We start from the raw sequence: 15,503 nt of genomic DNA, 5'->3' as shown, positions 1-15,503 counted from the left end.
CCTGTCAGCCTCCGCACGTCATGGATTTGCTTTTGAAAAACCGCACGACGCCGTCCTGAAGCCGCGCCTCATAGCGGTCCACCTGGCTTGTCAGGTAGCTGTGAGCCACCATGACCGGCAAGGCGACGCACAAACCCAAGGCGGTGGTCAGCATGGCCTCCCAGATCCCGCCGGCCAAAATCGACGCATCCACCTTCCCGCCCAGTTCTTGGATGGCCATGAACGCCTTGATCATCCCCAGAACCGTGCCTAAAAGGCCCAAAAGCGGTGCGATATTGCCGATGGTGGCAAGCGCTTGCAAGTACCGGGAAAGCTCTCGCACCTCTTCTTCCACACCGTGCACCAGAACGGTTTCCAGCGTCTCGCGATCCGCCTCGATCACCTCCAGCCCTTGCGCCAATACCCGCCCCATGGGCGAACGGCTGCGGCGGGCCGCTTCTAAAGCTTCCTGCATTTTTCCTTCACGCACCAGAGCCGACACGCGATCCGCCACATGACGGCCGCGCCGTCGAAGCACCGCAAAACGCACCGTGCGTTCCAAGAAAATGGCCAAAGCCAGGACCGAGCACAACATTATGGGAACAACCAGGATTCCACCTTTAGCGAGAAACGCCACCACAACCACGAACCTCCCCGGCGGCTCTGTGCCGCTCATGTTCCTCGCACTCGGCAGAAAGCCGACCGCACAACGACAAAATACAAAAGGCCACGACACCTCGCCGTCATTCAGAGCGACGACCTTCGTGGCCTTTTTCTTCCAGCAGGAACTTTAGCGGCACCTTCGGGCGCCATTGCGGGGTGTCTTTTACCTGAAACGGCCCACTCTGTCAATCGATGCCTTTTCCTTTCGATCATCGCTTTTCATCCTCCCTGCTCACGACTCGGCGCTCACCGGCATGTAATCCCTTTTGCACGTTTTTTTCGTTCTTGGATTCCCGGCGGCCTTTCAAATATCTTCCGGGAACCAAGGTCACTCTGGGAAAACATCCCAGCGGGCTTTTGTCCACAAGGACGACGCACCCGTAGGTTTCTTCCAGGGTCTGAAAGGTGAAGACGTCTTGCGGAGTGCCCAGGCACACCACGCGCCCGTTTTTGAGGAGCATGACACGGTCTCCGTACATGGCCGCCAGATTGATGTCATGGGAGACCATGACCACCGTGAGGCCCTTTTCTCGTCGCAAGTCTTCCAACAGATCCATGAGGCGCACCTGGTGGGCCGGATCCAGGGCCGCGGTCGGCTCATCCAAAAGAAGCAGCCGGGGCTCTTGGCACAGCGCTTGGGCAAGAAAAACGCGCTGCCTTTCCCCGCCGCTCAGCGAGGTCACGGGACGGTCCCAAAGATGGGCAACGGCAGTCCGCGTCATGGCCTCCATGGCCTTGGTTGTATCGGTCGGTCCTTCCATGTGCAGCAAGGGCAGGTGGGGGTGCCGCCCCATGAGGACCACTTCCAATGCCGTGAAAGGAAAATCCATGGGCACACTCTGGGGGAGATAGGCAACAATTCGGGACCGCTCCTTCCGACGATACGCCCGGAGCGCACGCCCCATGAGCTCCACGCTCCCCGACCGGGGCTGTTCTAATCCGGCCATGATCTTGAGCAGGGTGCTTTTTCCCGAACCGTTGGGCCCAGCCACCATGAAAAACTCCCCTTCGGCCACGGCCACGGACACGTGATCCAAGGCCCGGATGGGACCATAGGCAAAAACCACGTCTTCCAGAGACACGACGGTTTTCATCGCATCGCCCGGCGCAGAAGCACAATAAACAGAGGCGCTCCGATCAAGGCGGTGACCACACCCGCGGGCATTTCCCCATGTTTGGGAATCCATCGAGCCAGGGCGTCGCATCCGATAAGGTATGCGCCGCCGCCCAAAAGACACGCTGGGACGAGCACCCGATGATCCGGCCCGAAAACCAGACGCAGGGCATGCGGAACCGCCAGCCCAACGAAGCCCAAGAGTCCGGTGGCGCAGACCGCGGCGCTGACCATGATGGTTGTCACCCCGAGAAGAAACAGCCGAGTCCATTTTACAGGCACACCCAGCGTTTCCGCGGTTTCTCGGCCCATGAGCAGGAGGTTCATGGGCCTGGCCATGAAAAAGAGGAACGTGGCGCACACGGCGAGCACGATGCCCAAACGCCACGCAGCGGGGGGATCGGCACGAGACAAGTCCCCCATGAGCCAAAAAAGGATGGTGTGGAGCCGTGCATCCTGGGTTGTGGAAATGAAAAAAAGGATAAGCGCTCCGCAGAACGCGTTGACCATTACCCCGGAAAGCAGCAGGGCGTCTCGACGCAGCCCGGACCGCCCGGACGCCAGAAGCAGCACCACAGCCAAGGACAGGGCGCTTGCTCCAAACGCGGCCGCGCTCACCCCAGGAAAAGGCGACAGCCCCAAAAGGATTCCCAGAATGGCCCCTACCGCCGCTCCACCTGATACGCCGAGGATGTACGGTTCGGCCAAGGGATTGCGCAAAAGGGCCTGAAACACGACACCTCCCAGAGCCAAAGCACCACCTGTCTCCATGGCCGTCAATACTCGTGGCCAACGGAGCTGCCACAGGATGGTCCACATCGTGGCATCCACGGCTTCTTTTCCCGTGAATGAGCGAAAGAGTGCGGCGAAATCCGCGCCCGAAGATCCTACGGCCATGCCGAAAATCATGGACGCCGCCAAAGCCGCCCCCGAAAGGAGGACCACCGCGAAGATTCGACCCGCGGTCACAGGCCCGCTGACGACATCGGGAACGAGATTCGGACTACCGTCGGTCATGAAAACGCTCCGGGTGAAGGAGCTTTGCCAGCAATTCCAATCCCTCCACCAAACGCGGGCCCGGCCGATCGAAGAGATCAGAGGGCACCAAATGGACGCGATGGGCGGCCACTGCAGGGATCCCCGGCCAACGCCGCCACTGGTCCCGGACCTGCTCAAAAACCTGCTCCCGCTCCATGGAGGAGACCACGATCACATCCGGCCGCAGCCCCATGATCTGTTCCACACTCAACCGGGGGTATGGTTCGGACCCTTCGGTAAGATTTCGTCCTCCGGCCCGAACGATGAGTTCATGAGCGAGGGTGTTTGTCCCCACGGAAACAATGGGTAAAACCCCGATTTGAAAAAAGACGCCGGGTCTTTCGGACACCCCCCAAAGAAGTTCGTCCACGGCTCGAATCCGCTCCCGCATGCGCGCCACGACGGATTCCGCTTCCTGTCGGGCTCCCAGCACGTCCCCAAGAGCCAGCAGCGTTTCCATGACACCATCCAGGCTCCTAGGGTTCACGGCATAGACGGGAATCCCCAGGTGCTCCAATTTTTCCACCGCCTCCTTGGGGTTTCCATCCTTTACGGCCAAGCACAGGTCGGGCTTCAGTGCGACGATCTTTTCCACATCCGGCTGCACATAGGATCCGACTCGGGGAATGCCCTGCGCCTCAGCGGGAAAATTGCTGTAACGGCTCACCCCCACAACGCGGCCGCCCACTCCCAGGGCAAAAGCGATTTCCGTCAGGCTCGGAGCCAGGGTGACCACCCTTTGCGGAACGTCCGCCATGCGGACGGTGCGGCCCACAAGATCCACCACTTCCCTCGCTTGGCCTGGGGAAACCGCGATAAGCACGGCCCACATCGCAACCAGGCAGAGGGATGCTTTGGAACTATGCCATGAGAGGGAGGAATGCTTTTCCATTACGCGAGTCGTGCTCCACGATTAAAATTGAAACGCGGCACCTATCATGACGGCTGCACCCGGAGTGGAGTATCCAAAAACGTGCTCGAAATCGGCATCCAAGATGTTCGTCCCCTTCAGAAAAATCTCCATGTCCTTGATGGTGGCCACGGTCGGCACCTGATAGGCCACCGACGCATCGACGACGAGATAATCATCCAAGGTCGTGCGTTTCGGTGCGGTCCAATCCCTGTAATCCGCATCGTCCCGGCTTCCCACATAATGGCCGGTCAACCGCCCATGGAATCGTTGCCAGCGGCAGTCCAACCAGCCGGTGGCGGACGTCTTCGGCCGACGCAGGAGTTGTTTCCCTTCTTGAAAAGCCACCGAATCCAACCCTCCGTCATCAGTGACCTCCGAGTCCAAAAATGTGAGGCTCAGCCCCGCGGAAAGATTCTCCATGAGGCGTCCCTGCAGCTCCACTTCCACACCGTGGACCTTGGCCGCCTGGATATTGAAGAAATTGGGATTTCTTTCCGGTGGTGGGGGAAAAGGGCTCGGCACATAGGCAATCAGGTCGGTGAATCGGCTGTGGAAATAGGACGCCGAAATCCGGGCCCGGTGGCCAAGGCGTTGCGACACCCCAGCTTCCCAGGATGTGGACTTTTCCGGATCCAGGTCCGGGTTGCCCAGCGTCCAGGAATCGTCGGCGAAATTTTCATAAAATGTGGGCTCCTTGATCCCCTTGGCTGCCGCTACGCGGAACGTGGTTCCGGTTTCCCGGACATCGAAAGCAGCGGCCCCACGCGGGGTGACTTCCGTGCCGAAGGCACTGTTGTCTTCCATGCGGAAACCACCCACCAGGTGGAGGCGTCCGAAAAGGGTCAGCTGTTCTTGCAGGTAGATGGCATCGTTGGTTCGATCCGCGCCAAGGGACGAGATGTCAAAATAGACGGTCTTTTGCCTGTATTGTTCCTGATCCCGTTCGTAGCCCAGAGTGAAGACGGATGCCACGTTTTCCGTAAAAGCCCATTGGAGATTGGCATGATAATCCAAGGTCGTCCGGGTTTCGTTGTATCGGCCGAAAGAATCGGCAAGATCGGTTTCTTCGTTGTAGGGATCCAGATTTCGCCGGCGATTTTGGTGCACGCCCAAGCTGAGGACGTTTTCCCACCACGGTTTGCTTTGGACACGGGTGGAAAGCCCCAACACGGCGTCTTGCTCTTTCTGGGTCTGGTTGGGATCCAAGGGAGAATACTTATCGCCGGTACTCTCCGTGGGATATTCATAAGAGGCGTCCGTTAACCGGCCGGTGAGCGACACTTCCCATGTGTCTTTGGGATAGAAATCGAAACGGGTGCTCAAGGTGTTGTTCCAATAGTCGTTGTTTATTTTGAGGATACCGCCGTCGTCGATGCGGCCGTAGGCTGCGGAATAGCCGAACCGGTCGGTGCCGCCGGACACACGCACCCGTTGTTCCCCCACATATCGACCCCGTTCCGAGCGCACCCCGTGGGCCGTGGACAGATCCACGGATGCGGGGCCGGATCCCGATTTGGTGAAAATCTGGATGACGCCGCCGATGGCGTCAGATCCATAAAGGGCGCTTTGGGGTCCTCGAACGATTTCGATGCGCGCAATGTTGTCAGTGGAAAGATTTTCCCAGTAAAAGTCGCCTCCTCCGAGGTTCACCTGGACACCGTCGATGAGGACGAGGGTATAGTTGGGTTCACCGCCTCGCGGGAAAATCACCGACTGCGAGCCGCGGGATCCGAACCGCACGACATGAAAACCTGCCACATCCCGAAGGAGCTCTGCCACGTCGGATGCCCGGCGCGCCTTGATCTCCTCTTCCGTGATCACCGTTGACGACACCCCGAGGTTTTCCACCGGGACCATGGTCCGCGTCGCCGTCACCACCACATCCTCTGTTTTCCACACCGGCGCCTCGGTCGCTCGGCCCAGCACCGCCGAAACACAACACGCGAAGGCCACAACCCCTGTCACCACCCAGTGCCTGCCCCTGTGCCGCATGGATTTTTACCTCCTTGACATGCGGAGCGGGGCGGCGGCCCCGCCGAACCGCGGTCTTCTTGCGTCGCCGTTTCCAAGTCTCCGAGCGCCTGTCGTGGCTGGCGCCTTCCCCACGATCGCAAGCCTCTGAGCGGAATCCGAGGGGTGCGCGGCTGTGCCCATGACTGGGAGGCGGCACCCACCCCTTCCAATCCGTCTCCCAGAGGGATCCACACTGGTGGGTTCCGTCGCCCCAAAACGGACCCGCCCGTTGATGACGAACCCAGCCGCCGTCAACATCCTTCAATCCCCGTATGCCTTTGGGGGCCGGCGACCACATGATCCGGCATAAAAAAACCCGGGTTCCCCACGGAACCCGGGATCTCCCTTTTTCATCCACCGGTCTTTTCGGTTCGCCGCCCTTGATCCCCGAGGGCTCCACCGAACGTGTGTTTCAGGCAGGTCTTCTGACTCTCGGATCATCCTACCGGCTGCGCCTTCCCACCCTCGATGGAGGGCAGTGGCTGTGGAGCAGCTTTCGTTCCCGATCACAGCGGCGGGCCCGTTCCCGACTCTCACGGGATTCCCTATTAAGCCTCTCGGCGCCTGAACGAAAAACTGCTATCAAGAGAGTCGGCGTCTGTCAAGGGTGTCGTCGGACCGTCACGAGGACGGAGTGACCCCGAAGCTGTGTTCCGGGCCGGGGAAAACCCCCGATTCCACCTCCTCCCGATAACGGGTCACGGCATCCAACAGCCGTTTCCCCAACTGATCGTATTGTTTGACAAATCGAGGCGTAAACCGATCGAACAGCCCCACGAGATCGTGGAGCACCAGAACCTGTCCATCGCACGCCGCCCCGGCCCCGATCCCAATGGTGGGAATGGGCACCGCCTCCGTGATCCTTTGGGCGACCACAGCGGGAATGGCTTCCAAAACCAGACTGAAGCATCCCGTCTCAGCCAAGGCCACGGCATCCTCCACCAGTTTTTTGGCCGCCTCCTCGTCTTTTCCCTGCACCTTAAAGCCGCCCAGCTTGGCGATACTTTGCGGAGTCAGGCCCAAGTGGCCCTGGACGGGGATCCCCGCATCCACGATGGCCTCCACTTGTTTGAGCACCGAGGCGCCGCCTTCCAGCTTCACGGCCTGCGCGCGGCCTTCTTTCAGAAAACGGCCGGCGTTTTCCACCGCCTGCGCGACGCTCATTTGATAGGACATAAAAGGCATGTCCCCGACGACCAACGCCCGTCTGGCTCCACGAGTCACAGCGCGCGTGTGGTGCAGCATCTCCTCCATGGTTACCGACAACGTGTCCTCATGCCCCAACATGACCATGGCCAGGGAGTCTCCCACCAGGATCATGTCCACCCCGGCTCGGTCCACCCAGAGGGCCGAGGAGTAATCGTAAGCGGTGAGCATGGTGAGCTTGCGTCGGCCCTTGGCCGCCATGATACCAGGAACGGTGACTTTGGGTTCAGCTTTCACGGTTTGTCCCTCCCGTGTCTCCGCCGTGGGCATAAGTACATTCCTTAGTTTTGATGAGTTGGGTCAGGGTCCAATTGACCGGAGCGGAAAGGCCGTGCTTCTCGGCGGCACGCACCACGGCGCCGTTGATGGCATCGATTTCCGTCGGCCTCCGCCCCTCCACGTCCTGGCGCATGGACGAGCGATTGGATGCCGTCGCGTTCGCCACGGCCAAGACACGCTCAACCATGTCTTCCGGAAGAGAAATCCCCTCGGCCCGGGCCACGGTCACCGCTTCCACCACTGCTGCCTCGCAAACGCGCCTTGCGGGTTCCATGGAAACGACCGCCCCGTTGGGAATGCCACACAGCGCGGTCACCGCATTGATCCCCACGTTGACACAGAGTTTCTGCCATAAAAGATCTTGGATATCCTCCCGGTACTCGGTTTCCAGTCCCGCCGCGGTAAAAAGTGCCACAATGTCGGACGCCTCGTCCGGTCTCGTCCCCGACAAACTCCCAAAGAAGGTCGGCCCAACGCCGCCGTGGCGGATCACCCCCGGGCCGAGCTTGGTCGCCCCTTGGGCAGTCACGCCCACCAAAACGCGGTTCCGACCCACCAGTCGGGCAAGCTGCTCTCCGTTACCCATGCCGTTCTGAAGGCTTAGAAAGAGGGTTCGAGGTCCCACCGATCGAGGATGCACCAGCTGCAGCGCCTGCGGTGTGGCATAGCTTTTGACCATGACCAAGACCAGGTCCGCGGGCGGGTCCCATGGCACAGGGTCCCAGGAGGCATCCAGTGGGAAGATCGTTTCCCCGCCGTCAAGTTCTCGGAGGTGCAGTCCGGAGGTTCGGATGGCTTCCACCTGAGAGACGTCCACGTCCAGAAGAAGGACTTTGGCCCCCGCTGTGGTCAAGCGGGCGCCAAAAAGACAGCCCATGGCCCCGGCCCCCACAATCAGGACATGCATCATCGGCATTTCCTTTCTCTCGCCTGGGAGCCCGTCCCGGGTGTCCCGAAAACGGGCCGACTTTTCCATGAGTCTTCTCCACTGCGCATTACACTGGCATAGATCTGTCGCCGTGGCAAGCCGTCCCGGGAGGGTGCCATGGATACCCTTGCGGGGTTCTGCCGGGACGAGGTGCCCCAAGTCTGATTCAAGATCAGCGGGCATGGCGCGCCGCATCCCAGGATTCCCTCCTTTCCTCAAACCTCACGGCAATTCAATGTCGGGCCGGGACAACGGCTTTTCTGACTAAGGGCTCATCAGATCTGAGAGCTCGAGTGTCCCCCAACAGACAAGAAACACCGTCTTTGAATCGGCCCGTAAACCCTTTACCAAGGCCAATCATCAAGAAGGGTGAAAAGCAATGTCTGATGGGGAATTTCTTATGGGAGGAACGACTATGAACAGAGGGTTGATAACGGCCTTCCTTGGAGTGGCGCTCATGGCCGTGGCTTTCGTCCCGTCGGCTCAGGCCCATAAACCGAAACCCTATCACAGCTACCACTATGCACCGGCGCCATACCCGCCCCCGAAAACGGTGGTTCATCACTATTATCCCCACACCGGTTATCGGTGCGCTCCGCCGCCGCGAAGAGTGGATGTGTACCATTACTACGGATCATGCTACCCTTCATGCGGGTATTACCCGGCTCCGCGACGCCCATACGTGAGCGGTTACATTGGAGAGCCGGGATGGTCCTTGATTTTCCAAACGGGCGGCCGCTGGTAGAATAGGTTTGGACTCGGCGTGCACGCCGATAATGGACCCCGCACAGAAGGCCTTTTTGTGACGCGTCCCATAGAGGTGCCCAACCCATGCCGGCCCACTTCGGGAGAACCCGAGGGGCTCCAGCATAGGGGGAATGGAACGGACCGGGAAAGCGGCGACGAACTCGAGCTGGTCCTCAGAGCCCGGGCCGGGGATCCGCAGGCCATCGACCAACTCGTTGCCGCCTATCAGCATACGGTGTTCGCTGTGGCCTATCCGTTATGCGGGTTCGATCGTGATGAGGCCATGGACGTCACGCAGGACACACTCATTCAGGTCTTCCGAAAAATCGGCCAATTTGAAGGCCGATCCTCCTTCGGGGCCTGGATCCGCCGCATTGCCGTCAACGCGAGCCTCCTGGCACTCAAGAGAAAAAAGCGGCGGCTTCAGTTGATTATCCCTTGGCGCTTTTTTGAGAAGGACGAGGATGAGGAACGACCCTTTGATATGCCAGCCGACGGCGACGGCGGCGAGCCCACAGATCCGCTGGAGGCCCTTTCGGCCAAGGAACTGAATCGGGATGTGCGCAAGGCCATGGAAAGCCTGTCGGAAAAACAGCGGATGGTCTTCGTCCTCAAAGTTTTTGAAGAAATGACCATTGCTGAAATCGCCGAGGTGACGGGGATGGCTCTGGGGACGGTCAAAACCCACCTCTTCCGCGCCACCCGCACCGTCCGGGACCGCTTGACAGCCCTCGGTTACGGCGACAACATCAGGGGGACACCATGAAGGGGTGCAAAGATCGCGAAGAAGCCCTCATCTTGGACGTGTTCGGCGAATTAAGTCCGGAGGAGCTTCCCGAATGGGCGGCGCATGTGGCCGTCTGTGATGGCTGCAGGGCGGAACGTGAACGACTGACGCAAATGATGCGCCAAGTGAAAACGGCCGCGGTGCGCGAGCGAATCTCTGCCCGGGAAGCTGGGCACCTGCACGCCCGGGTTCGATGGGCCTTGAACAACGCCGCCCTCGCTGAGCGCTCGAAGACTAAAATTTCCTTTTGGTGCAATTTTCTGCCCCGACCGGCCTGGGCGGTGGGGATTCTTGTGTGCCTTGGCCTTGCCGCCGGCGGCGTGGCATGGAAACAGGTTTCGAAAGAAACGACGACAGCGGTCTCCGAGATGACGGCACCTGCAGCCACCGCAGGGCTTCCGGCGCAAGACCTGGAAGTTCTAAAAAATTACGATTTTTTGAAAGATCTGGACACGATCCGAAAACTGGTCCAAGTGGTCGATCAAAACGAGGAAGAAACGGCCCCTGCCGAGACGTTGGAATCGCCACAGCCGCCGGTTTCTTCGGACCTCGGGAAAGATGGCTATGCCTAGCAATGTCTTGGAGTCTCCTACAAGATCTGCCCGCACCACAATGAGACCCCAGAGGACGGCTCTGGGATGGGTGGGCGTCTTGTGCCTGTGGGCGGTCGGCCTCATCTTTCCAGCTCCGGCATGGGGCACAGACTTTAACCCCTTTCTTCCCATCCCCTTCGCCCAACGAGAAGCTTTCACTCCAGGGACACAGGCGCCAAAACTTTATGCCAAGCGCCCTGAGGATCCGGAAGAGCGCAATGTCTTCAAGTTGTTCTCCCGGGAAAAGAACCGCCCAAAGTTCCCTCCCCAATATCAGGAATGGCAGTCTCTGCCGCCCCAAGAAAAGGACGTGATGCGGCGCCGCATGGAAGAATACCGCAGTCTACCGCCTCAGCAGCAGGAACTCTATCGGCAGCGCTGGCAACAGTGGCAGCAAATCCCCCCGGAAGACCGACGGCGTGTGGAATCGGACCTCCAGCGGTGGAAAGAACTTTCTCCGGAACAACGGGAGGCCATCCGCCGCCTGTTCAATCGATAGACGGATGCAACCATGAAAATTTTGCGCCCCTCTCACATGGAACGGTGTATCGGGTGCTATTCCTGCGCTCTCGCGTGCGCTCGACTGGTTCACCGGTGCCTGTCCTGGCAGCATGCGGGGATTCGCATCCGCAGTTCCGGCGGATTGAGCACGGGCTTTGATGCGCAGCTGTGCCTCGCCTGCGACCCCGCACCGTGCGTTGCGGTGTGCCCGACGGGCGCCTTTTCCCAGAGGCCCGGAGGGGGCGTGAAGGTCACAAAGAGCCTGTGCATTCGCTGCGGGTCGTGTGCCGACGCCTGTCCTGTGGAGGCGGTCTGGTTGGATCCGGCAAGCCGCGAACCTTTCGTGTGCATCCACTGTGGGCGCTGTACAGTTTTCTGCCCCCACGATTGCTTGGAATTGGTCGACGTGGGAAAAGCCGAAACGACGACGCATGAAATGGCCGGGGAATGAAGACACCGGGCAGCCCATAAGACGGGAGGGCCAGAATTTCCCCGCCCCCTAGGGGCGCGGCGCACCGTGTCCTCCCCGGGATCATCCTCCAAGCCCACGGGCGGATTGAGGTTTTTCAGCGATTTCAAGGAGAAGAGCTCGTGAAAGCGTCCTTCCGCATCCTTGTCGTGGATTTGGGCACGGGCCGGGCGGAAATAAAGGATTTCGGCAGCCCGGCAGAGCACTTGGGTGGAAGCGGCCTTGCCGCTGGGCTCTTTGAAGCCTACGGCGACCCAAGCGCCCCGTGGGACGACCCGCGACAGCCCTTGATTTTTGCCATCGGTCCGCTCACGGGCTATTTGCCGCTCATGAGCAAGGTCGTCCTCGGGTTCAAATCCCCGTATCACGACCAGTATGCGGAAAGTCACGCCAGCGGCAGGCTCGCTCTGGCCCTGCGTTTTTCCGGATACGACGCTCTGGTGGTGCGCGGCGTCTCTTCCCGGCCGGTGATACTCAGCTTGGGACCTCGAGAAATCCGCCTGTGGGACGCCCACTACCTGTGGGGCATGGACATCTTTGCCACGGGCAAATGGGTGCGAAAGGTTCATAAAGGCGGCGGCGGCCATCGGAGTATCCTCCGGATCGGGCCGGCCGGGGAAAACCTGGTGCCCATTGCCTCCATCAATGTGGACACCTACCGCCATTTCGGGCGGCTCGGCGGGGGAGCGGCCATGGGACGAAAACGCCTGAAAGCCGTGCTCGTCTCCGGAGATCAGAGTGCCCCCGTTCCGGAATCCAAAGCCTACGCCGCGCTTTTTAAAACGATTTATCAAGAAGCCGTCCGATCTCCGGCCATGCGCAAGTACCACGATCTCGGAACGCCCGAAAACATCCTTCCCTTGAACGCCCTCCGGGCGCTCCCTTGGCGAAATCTTCAAGCCACGCATGACCCGGCAGCGCCATCCATCTCCGGGGAGCGGTTTGCCCAAGAGCGACTCCTCAGGCAGACGGCCTGCGCCGGTTGCCCCGTGGGCTGCATCCACATCGGCCTTTTGCGGGAGCGCTTCGGTGAAGCACACGAATACATCTACCGGCAGGTGTCCTATGACCATGAACCCGTGTTCGCGGCCGGGTCCATGCTGGGAATCACAGATCCGGAAGAGGTCCTGCGTCTCTTGGAAACCATGGAACGCTTCGGACTGGACGCCATCAGCGCGGGCGTATGCCTCGCCTGGGCCACGGAAGCCTTGGAACGCGGCGTCGTGAACGAAAAGGACACCTTCACTCCGCTGCGGTTTGGCGCCGCTGAGTCCTATGAGCAGGCCCTGGCCCACTTGGCCCGAGGCACGAACGATTTTTACCGCGCCCTGGGTTATGGGGCGTCACATGCAGCCCGCCGATATGGAGGCCGGGACTTCGCCTGCGTCCTCGGCCAGGAAATGGCCGGATATGCCACCGGGGAAGTGTTTTTCATCTCGCAAACCTATGGATTCCGGCATTCCCATCTGGACAGCGCCGGCTACAGCTACGACCAGAGCGTCCCAGAAAAAAATGTCGGCGAGGCCCTGACCTTTCTTCTGGAAGAGGAGCGCCGTCGGGTGGGGCTCACCTGCATGGTGGCCTGTCTTTTCGCTCGAAAACTTTATCCCGAGGATCGCCTTCAGGAAGCCTTGAGTCTTCTGGGCTATTCCCAGGCGGCTCAAGATTTGAAAACCCTGGCGGAAAAAGTGCAGAGCATCCGGTGGCGGCTGCGCTTTCGCACGGGCTTCGACCCCGATCAGGTGAGCCTCCCCCGCCGGTTTTACGAAGTCACGACGTGGAAAGGCCCCATCGACGCGGGGTTCATGGAAGCGCTTGCCAACACCTACCGAAGCGCCATCCGCCGCCTCGCACATCGAGAGTCCTAAGCGCGCGGACGGACCTCGCCCTTGAGGTTCCCCGGGGCGCAGCGACTTTACGGGAGAGGTTCTCCTTCGTAGGCCTCCACGGCCTCGCGGAGTCGTCCCGGAACCGGCACGGGTTGACGCCCGCCCTTCTCCACCGCCACAGCCACGATGCGGCCGGTGGTGATCAAGGCGTCCGTATCCGCTTTGTAAATGGCGAAGTGGAACGTGAAACTGGTTCGCCCGATATGGGTGATCCGGGCGTGCACATTCAACACCTCATCGAACCGGGCGCTCCCCTTATAGGTGCACTGGGCTTCCACATAGAAAAAGTCAAAGCCGTCGTTGAGCATGACGTCATAACTGTAGCCGATGGCTTTGAGGTAATCCGTCAAACCCTGGTCGAAATAGACAAGATAATTGGAAAAGAAGACGTGTCCCTGGGCATCGGTGTCCGCATAACGCACCCGAACGGGCGTGAAGAACTTGTACTTTTCGGTCATGCCCCGCTCCTCGAAAAAAGTTCGTCAATCAACCGAGCGCTCCCTTTCCATCACCGTTCAAGCCTGGACTCATCGGACTTAGCACACTCCTCCCACCGTGTCGATAAGCCGAGGAGCCATTGGAGGTCGCGGAGCATCCGGCACGGTGGGTCGGGATACCGGCAGGGCGATACGAAAAAACCTGACGTCCGCGGTTCGGGTTGACGTAGCCGGGCGCCCGGTGTGGAGGTGAAGACGCAAATCTTTCGCGGAATCCGTTGATTCCCTCCGGTCGAAGTGTATGATCATGGACAAAGATCTCCCGTAAGATTCGGCTCCTGACTTTTCGGCCTTGGGCGGAACACCGGGGTCCTGGCGCCGTGTGTGCGCCCTGAGACGCCCCCCGTTCCCAAAGGAGGACTAGCCATGGCTTATCCGTTTCGAAACCTTGTCTTTGAAGGCGGCGGGATGAAGGGCATCGCCTACGTGGGCGCGCTCCAAGTCTTGGAAGAACGACACCTCCTCCCCCAGATCGTCCGGGTCGGCGGGACCTCTGCAGGAGCCATCACCGCGCTCATGGTGGGCTTGAACTACAGCCCGACGGAGATCTGGGATGTGGTGGAGTCCGCAGACTTCAGAAAATTCATGGACGACGACTTCGGCATTGTCCGCGACGTCCATCGACTCATCAACGAATTCGGCTGGTACAAAGGTCGCGCCTTCCGCACCTGGATCGGTGACATCATTGCCCGCAAAACGGGCAACTCCGAGGCCACTTTTCTCCAAGTCCAGCAGCAAAAAGCCGCCAAAGGCTTCAGGGATATGTATTTTATGGGCACCAACATTTCCACACACTTCTGTGAAGTCTTTTCCCACGAACATACCCCCCGCATGTGTGTGGCCGATGCGGTGCGCATCTCCATGTCCATCCCTTTTCTCTTCACGTCCCGGCGAAGCCCGAGGGGGGATGTCTACGTGGACGGGGGCGTTCTGGACAACTACCCCGTCAAGATTTTCGACCGCCTGCGCTACCTGGATCCGACCGTTGCGGAGGTGCACGGCCGTGTGACGGAATACTATTCGAAACACAACCAAAGTTTGAAACGTAAGGGGATCGAGGTCAGCCCTTACATTTACAACAAAGAGACTTTGGGGTTCCGGCTGGATTCAGCACGGGAAATTGCCGTGTTCCGCGATCAAGCCGAACCCGTCCCCGAAGTGGTCGACGACTTCTTCTCCTATTGCTTCAACCTGCTCCAGACCATGCTCAACGCCCAGTCCAACTACCACCTTCATAACGATGACTGGCATCGCACCATCTATATTGACACGCTGGGGGTCAAGACCACGGATTTCAACATCTCCACGGCCCGTAAAAAGGCCCTGGTTCGATCCGGCCATAAAGGCACGGAAGCCTACTTCGCCTGGTACGACGATCCGGCGAGCGACCCGGCCAATCGCGTGAGCTAAGAGGCTCGGTCCGCGGATTCAGCTGCCGCGGGCGGTCTTTTCCGGCCGAGCGGGTTCCCGGAGGATCTTGTTGCCTCGAAAGGTCCCGTCGGCCCACGGCGCGTTTTTCCCCTCGATGATGTGCTCAATGCTGTGCTCGATGCTGTCGGCGGGATTTGTGAAGGGTCTGTTATAGCTTTTCATTTGATCGCAAATGTTGTCTGATCTCCGAATTGATGCCGGAATCTTCCTGAGAATCGCTCAGGATCCTTTAAGCCCCACCACATCCGGGAAAAATCGCCTGCAAACCGATGTCATGCCGGCACAGTGCTTCGCGGCATTTCTGTGGTTTCAGGACTGATGGTCTAAAATCCTAGGCGATTGAGCGGATGCCGTGAGGAACGCTTCTCGCTCTCCGTTTTTTGTAGCGCTTTGTCCAGATTACCCCGCCGCTTTTTTCGCCGAGTCGGCCACCGGCCGCCGGGGAAACCTGACCCC

Annotated in this window: 15 protein-coding genes and 1 riboswitch; of the genes, 7 read left to right on the top strand and 8 right to left on the bottom strand. The window is 59.8% G+C overall.

The window, feature by feature from the left end:
• Positions 1-4: 4 nt before the first annotated feature.
• The 7 genes from ACZ5K9_RS10890 to ACZ5K9_RS10860 form a co-directional block, all read right to left on the bottom strand.
• A complete protein-coding gene (locus tag ACZ5K9_RS10890) occupies positions 5-655 on the bottom strand; it encodes a MotA/TolQ/ExbB proton channel family protein (RefSeq protein WP_464271364.1) in 651 nt (216 codons plus the stop codon).
• 196 nt (positions 656-851) lie between these two features.
• The gene (locus ACZ5K9_RS10885) at positions 852-1,736 is read right to left on the bottom strand and encodes an ABC transporter ATP-binding protein (RefSeq protein ID WP_464271363.1); all 885 of its coding nucleotides are present in this window, start codon (positions 1,734-1,736) and stop codon (positions 852-854) included.
• A complete protein-coding gene (locus tag ACZ5K9_RS10880) occupies positions 1,733-2,773 on the bottom strand; it encodes a FecCD family ABC transporter permease (protein WP_464271362.1) in 1,041 nt (346 codons plus the stop codon). The genes ACZ5K9_RS10885 and ACZ5K9_RS10880 overlap by 4 nt, the downstream gene beginning before the upstream one ends.
• Positions 2,760-3,686: an ABC transporter substrate-binding protein gene (locus tag ACZ5K9_RS10875; protein WP_464271361.1), complete on the bottom strand. Its 927-nt coding sequence runs from the start codon at positions 3,684-3,686 to the stop codon at positions 2,760-2,762. Before ACZ5K9_RS10875 ends, ACZ5K9_RS10880 begins: the two co-directional genes overlap by 14 nt.
• A gap of 21 nt (positions 3,687-3,707) precedes the next feature.
• Positions 3,708-5,699 carry a TonB-dependent receptor plug domain-containing protein gene (locus tag ACZ5K9_RS10870; RefSeq protein WP_464271360.1) on the bottom strand — a complete coding sequence of 664 codons (1,992 nt, stop codon included), beginning with the start codon at positions 5,697-5,699 and terminating at the stop codon, positions 3,708-3,710.
• A 419-nt stretch (positions 5,700-6,118) separates the two neighbouring features.
• Positions 6,119-6,303, bottom strand: a riboswitch (cobalamin riboswitch).
• A 38-nt stretch (positions 6,304-6,341) separates the two neighbouring features.
• The gene (panB, locus tag ACZ5K9_RS10865; RefSeq protein WP_464271359.1) at positions 6,342-7,196 is read right to left on the bottom strand and encodes a 3-methyl-2-oxobutanoate hydroxymethyltransferase; all 855 of its coding nucleotides are present in this window, start codon (positions 7,194-7,196) and stop codon (positions 6,342-6,344) included.
• On the bottom strand, positions 7,153-8,115 hold the full coding sequence (locus ACZ5K9_RS10860) for a ketopantoate reductase family protein (protein WP_464271358.1): 963 nt from the start codon (positions 8,113-8,115) through the stop codon (positions 7,153-7,155). The genes panB and ACZ5K9_RS10860 overlap by 44 nt, the downstream gene beginning before the upstream one ends.
• A gap of 433 nt (positions 8,116-8,548) precedes the next feature.
• Here ACZ5K9_RS10860 and ACZ5K9_RS10855 point away from each other — a divergent pair, with 433 nt between their 5' ends.
• From ACZ5K9_RS10855 to ACZ5K9_RS10830, 6 genes are all read left to right on the top strand, one after another.
• Positions 8,549-8,878, top strand: coding sequence for a hypothetical protein (locus tag ACZ5K9_RS10855; RefSeq protein WP_464271357.1), 330 nt, complete (start codon positions 8,549-8,551; stop codon positions 8,876-8,878).
• Between the two features lie 57 nt (positions 8,879-8,935).
• A complete protein-coding gene (locus ACZ5K9_RS10850) occupies positions 8,936-9,646 on the top strand; it encodes an RNA polymerase sigma factor (RefSeq protein ID WP_464271356.1) in 711 nt (236 codons plus the stop codon).
• Positions 9,643-10,239 (top strand): hypothetical protein, encoded by a 597-nt coding sequence (locus tag ACZ5K9_RS10845; protein ID WP_464271355.1) that lies wholly within the window; start codon positions 9,643-9,645, stop codon positions 10,237-10,239. Before ACZ5K9_RS10850 ends, ACZ5K9_RS10845 begins: the two co-directional genes overlap by 4 nt.
• A gap of 40 nt (positions 10,240-10,279) precedes the next feature.
• On the top strand, positions 10,280-10,759 hold the full coding sequence (locus tag ACZ5K9_RS10840; protein ID WP_464271354.1) for a DUF3106 domain-containing protein: 480 nt from the start codon (positions 10,280-10,282) through the stop codon (positions 10,757-10,759).
• 12 nt (positions 10,760-10,771) lie between these two features.
• Complete coding sequence (locus tag ACZ5K9_RS10835; protein ID WP_464271353.1) at positions 10,772-11,212, top strand: 4Fe-4S dicluster domain-containing protein; 441 nt, start codon at positions 10,772-10,774, stop codon at positions 11,210-11,212.
• Between the two features lie 140 nt (positions 11,213-11,352).
• Positions 11,353-13,098 (top strand): aldehyde ferredoxin oxidoreductase N-terminal domain-containing protein, encoded by a 1,746-nt coding sequence (locus ACZ5K9_RS10830; protein ID WP_464271352.1) that lies wholly within the window; start codon positions 11,353-11,355, stop codon positions 13,096-13,098.
• Between the two features lie 47 nt (positions 13,099-13,145).
• Here ACZ5K9_RS10830 and ACZ5K9_RS10825 read toward each other — a convergent pair whose 3' ends face one another.
• On the bottom strand, positions 13,146-13,577 hold the full coding sequence (locus ACZ5K9_RS10825) for an acyl-CoA thioesterase (protein ID WP_464271351.1): 432 nt from the start codon (positions 13,575-13,577) through the stop codon (positions 13,146-13,148).
• Positions 13,578-13,982: 405 nt separating this feature from the next.
• Here ACZ5K9_RS10825 and ACZ5K9_RS10820 point away from each other — a divergent pair, with 405 nt between their 5' ends.
• Positions 13,983-15,026, top strand: a complete 1,044-nt coding sequence (locus ACZ5K9_RS10820; RefSeq protein ID WP_464271350.1) for a patatin-like phospholipase family protein — start codon at positions 13,983-13,985, stop codon at positions 15,024-15,026.
• Positions 15,027-15,503 lie beyond the last annotated feature (477 nt).

The sequence above is a fragment of the Desulfosoma profundi genome (genome assembly GCF_055387865.1).
Note: the sequence above shows the minus strand (reverse complement) of the source record. Positions and strands in the feature narration are given on the sequence as shown.

Excerpts from the sequence above, each read along its gene's own strand:
- ACZ5K9_RS10890 (WP_464271364.1), bottom strand. The coding sequence starts at position 655 with ATGAGCGGCACAGAGCCGCCGGGGAGGTTCGTGGTTGTGGTGGCGTTT.
- ACZ5K9_RS10885 (WP_464271363.1), bottom strand. The coding sequence starts at position 1,736 with ATGAAAACCGTCGTGTCTCTGGAAGACGTGGTTTTTGCCTATGGTCCC.
- ACZ5K9_RS10880 (WP_464271362.1), bottom strand. The coding sequence starts at position 2,773 with ATGACCGACGGTAGTCCGAATCTCGTTCCCGATGTCGTCAGCGGGCCT.
- ACZ5K9_RS10875 (WP_464271361.1), bottom strand. The coding sequence starts at position 3,686 with ATGGAAAAGCATTCCTCCCTCTCATGGCATAGTTCCAAAGCATCCCTC.
- ACZ5K9_RS10870 (WP_464271360.1), bottom strand. The coding sequence starts at position 5,699 with ATGCGGCACAGGGGCAGGCACTGGGTGGTGACAGGGGTTGTGGCCTTC.
- panB (WP_464271359.1), bottom strand. The coding sequence starts at position 7,196 with ATGCCCACGGCGGAGACACGGGAGGGACAAACCGTGAAAGCTGAACCC.
- ACZ5K9_RS10860 (WP_464271358.1), bottom strand. The coding sequence starts at position 8,115 with ATGATGCATGTCCTGATTGTGGGGGCCGGGGCCATGGGCTGTCTTTTT.
- ACZ5K9_RS10855 (WP_464271357.1), top strand. The coding sequence starts at position 8,549 with ATGAACAGAGGGTTGATAACGGCCTTCCTTGGAGTGGCGCTCATGGCC.
- ACZ5K9_RS10845 (WP_464271355.1), top strand. The coding sequence starts at position 9,643 with ATGAAGGGGTGCAAAGATCGCGAAGAAGCCCTCATCTTGGACGTGTTC.
- ACZ5K9_RS10840 (WP_464271354.1), top strand. The coding sequence starts at position 10,280 with ATGAGACCCCAGAGGACGGCTCTGGGATGGGTGGGCGTCTTGTGCCTG.
- ACZ5K9_RS10835 (WP_464271353.1), top strand. The coding sequence starts at position 10,772 with ATGAAAATTTTGCGCCCCTCTCACATGGAACGGTGTATCGGGTGCTAT.
- ACZ5K9_RS10825 (WP_464271351.1), bottom strand. The coding sequence starts at position 13,577 with ATGACCGAAAAGTACAAGTTCTTCACGCCCGTTCGGGTGCGTTATGCG.
- ACZ5K9_RS10820 (WP_464271350.1), top strand. The coding sequence starts at position 13,983 with ATGGCTTATCCGTTTCGAAACCTTGTCTTTGAAGGCGGCGGGATGAAG.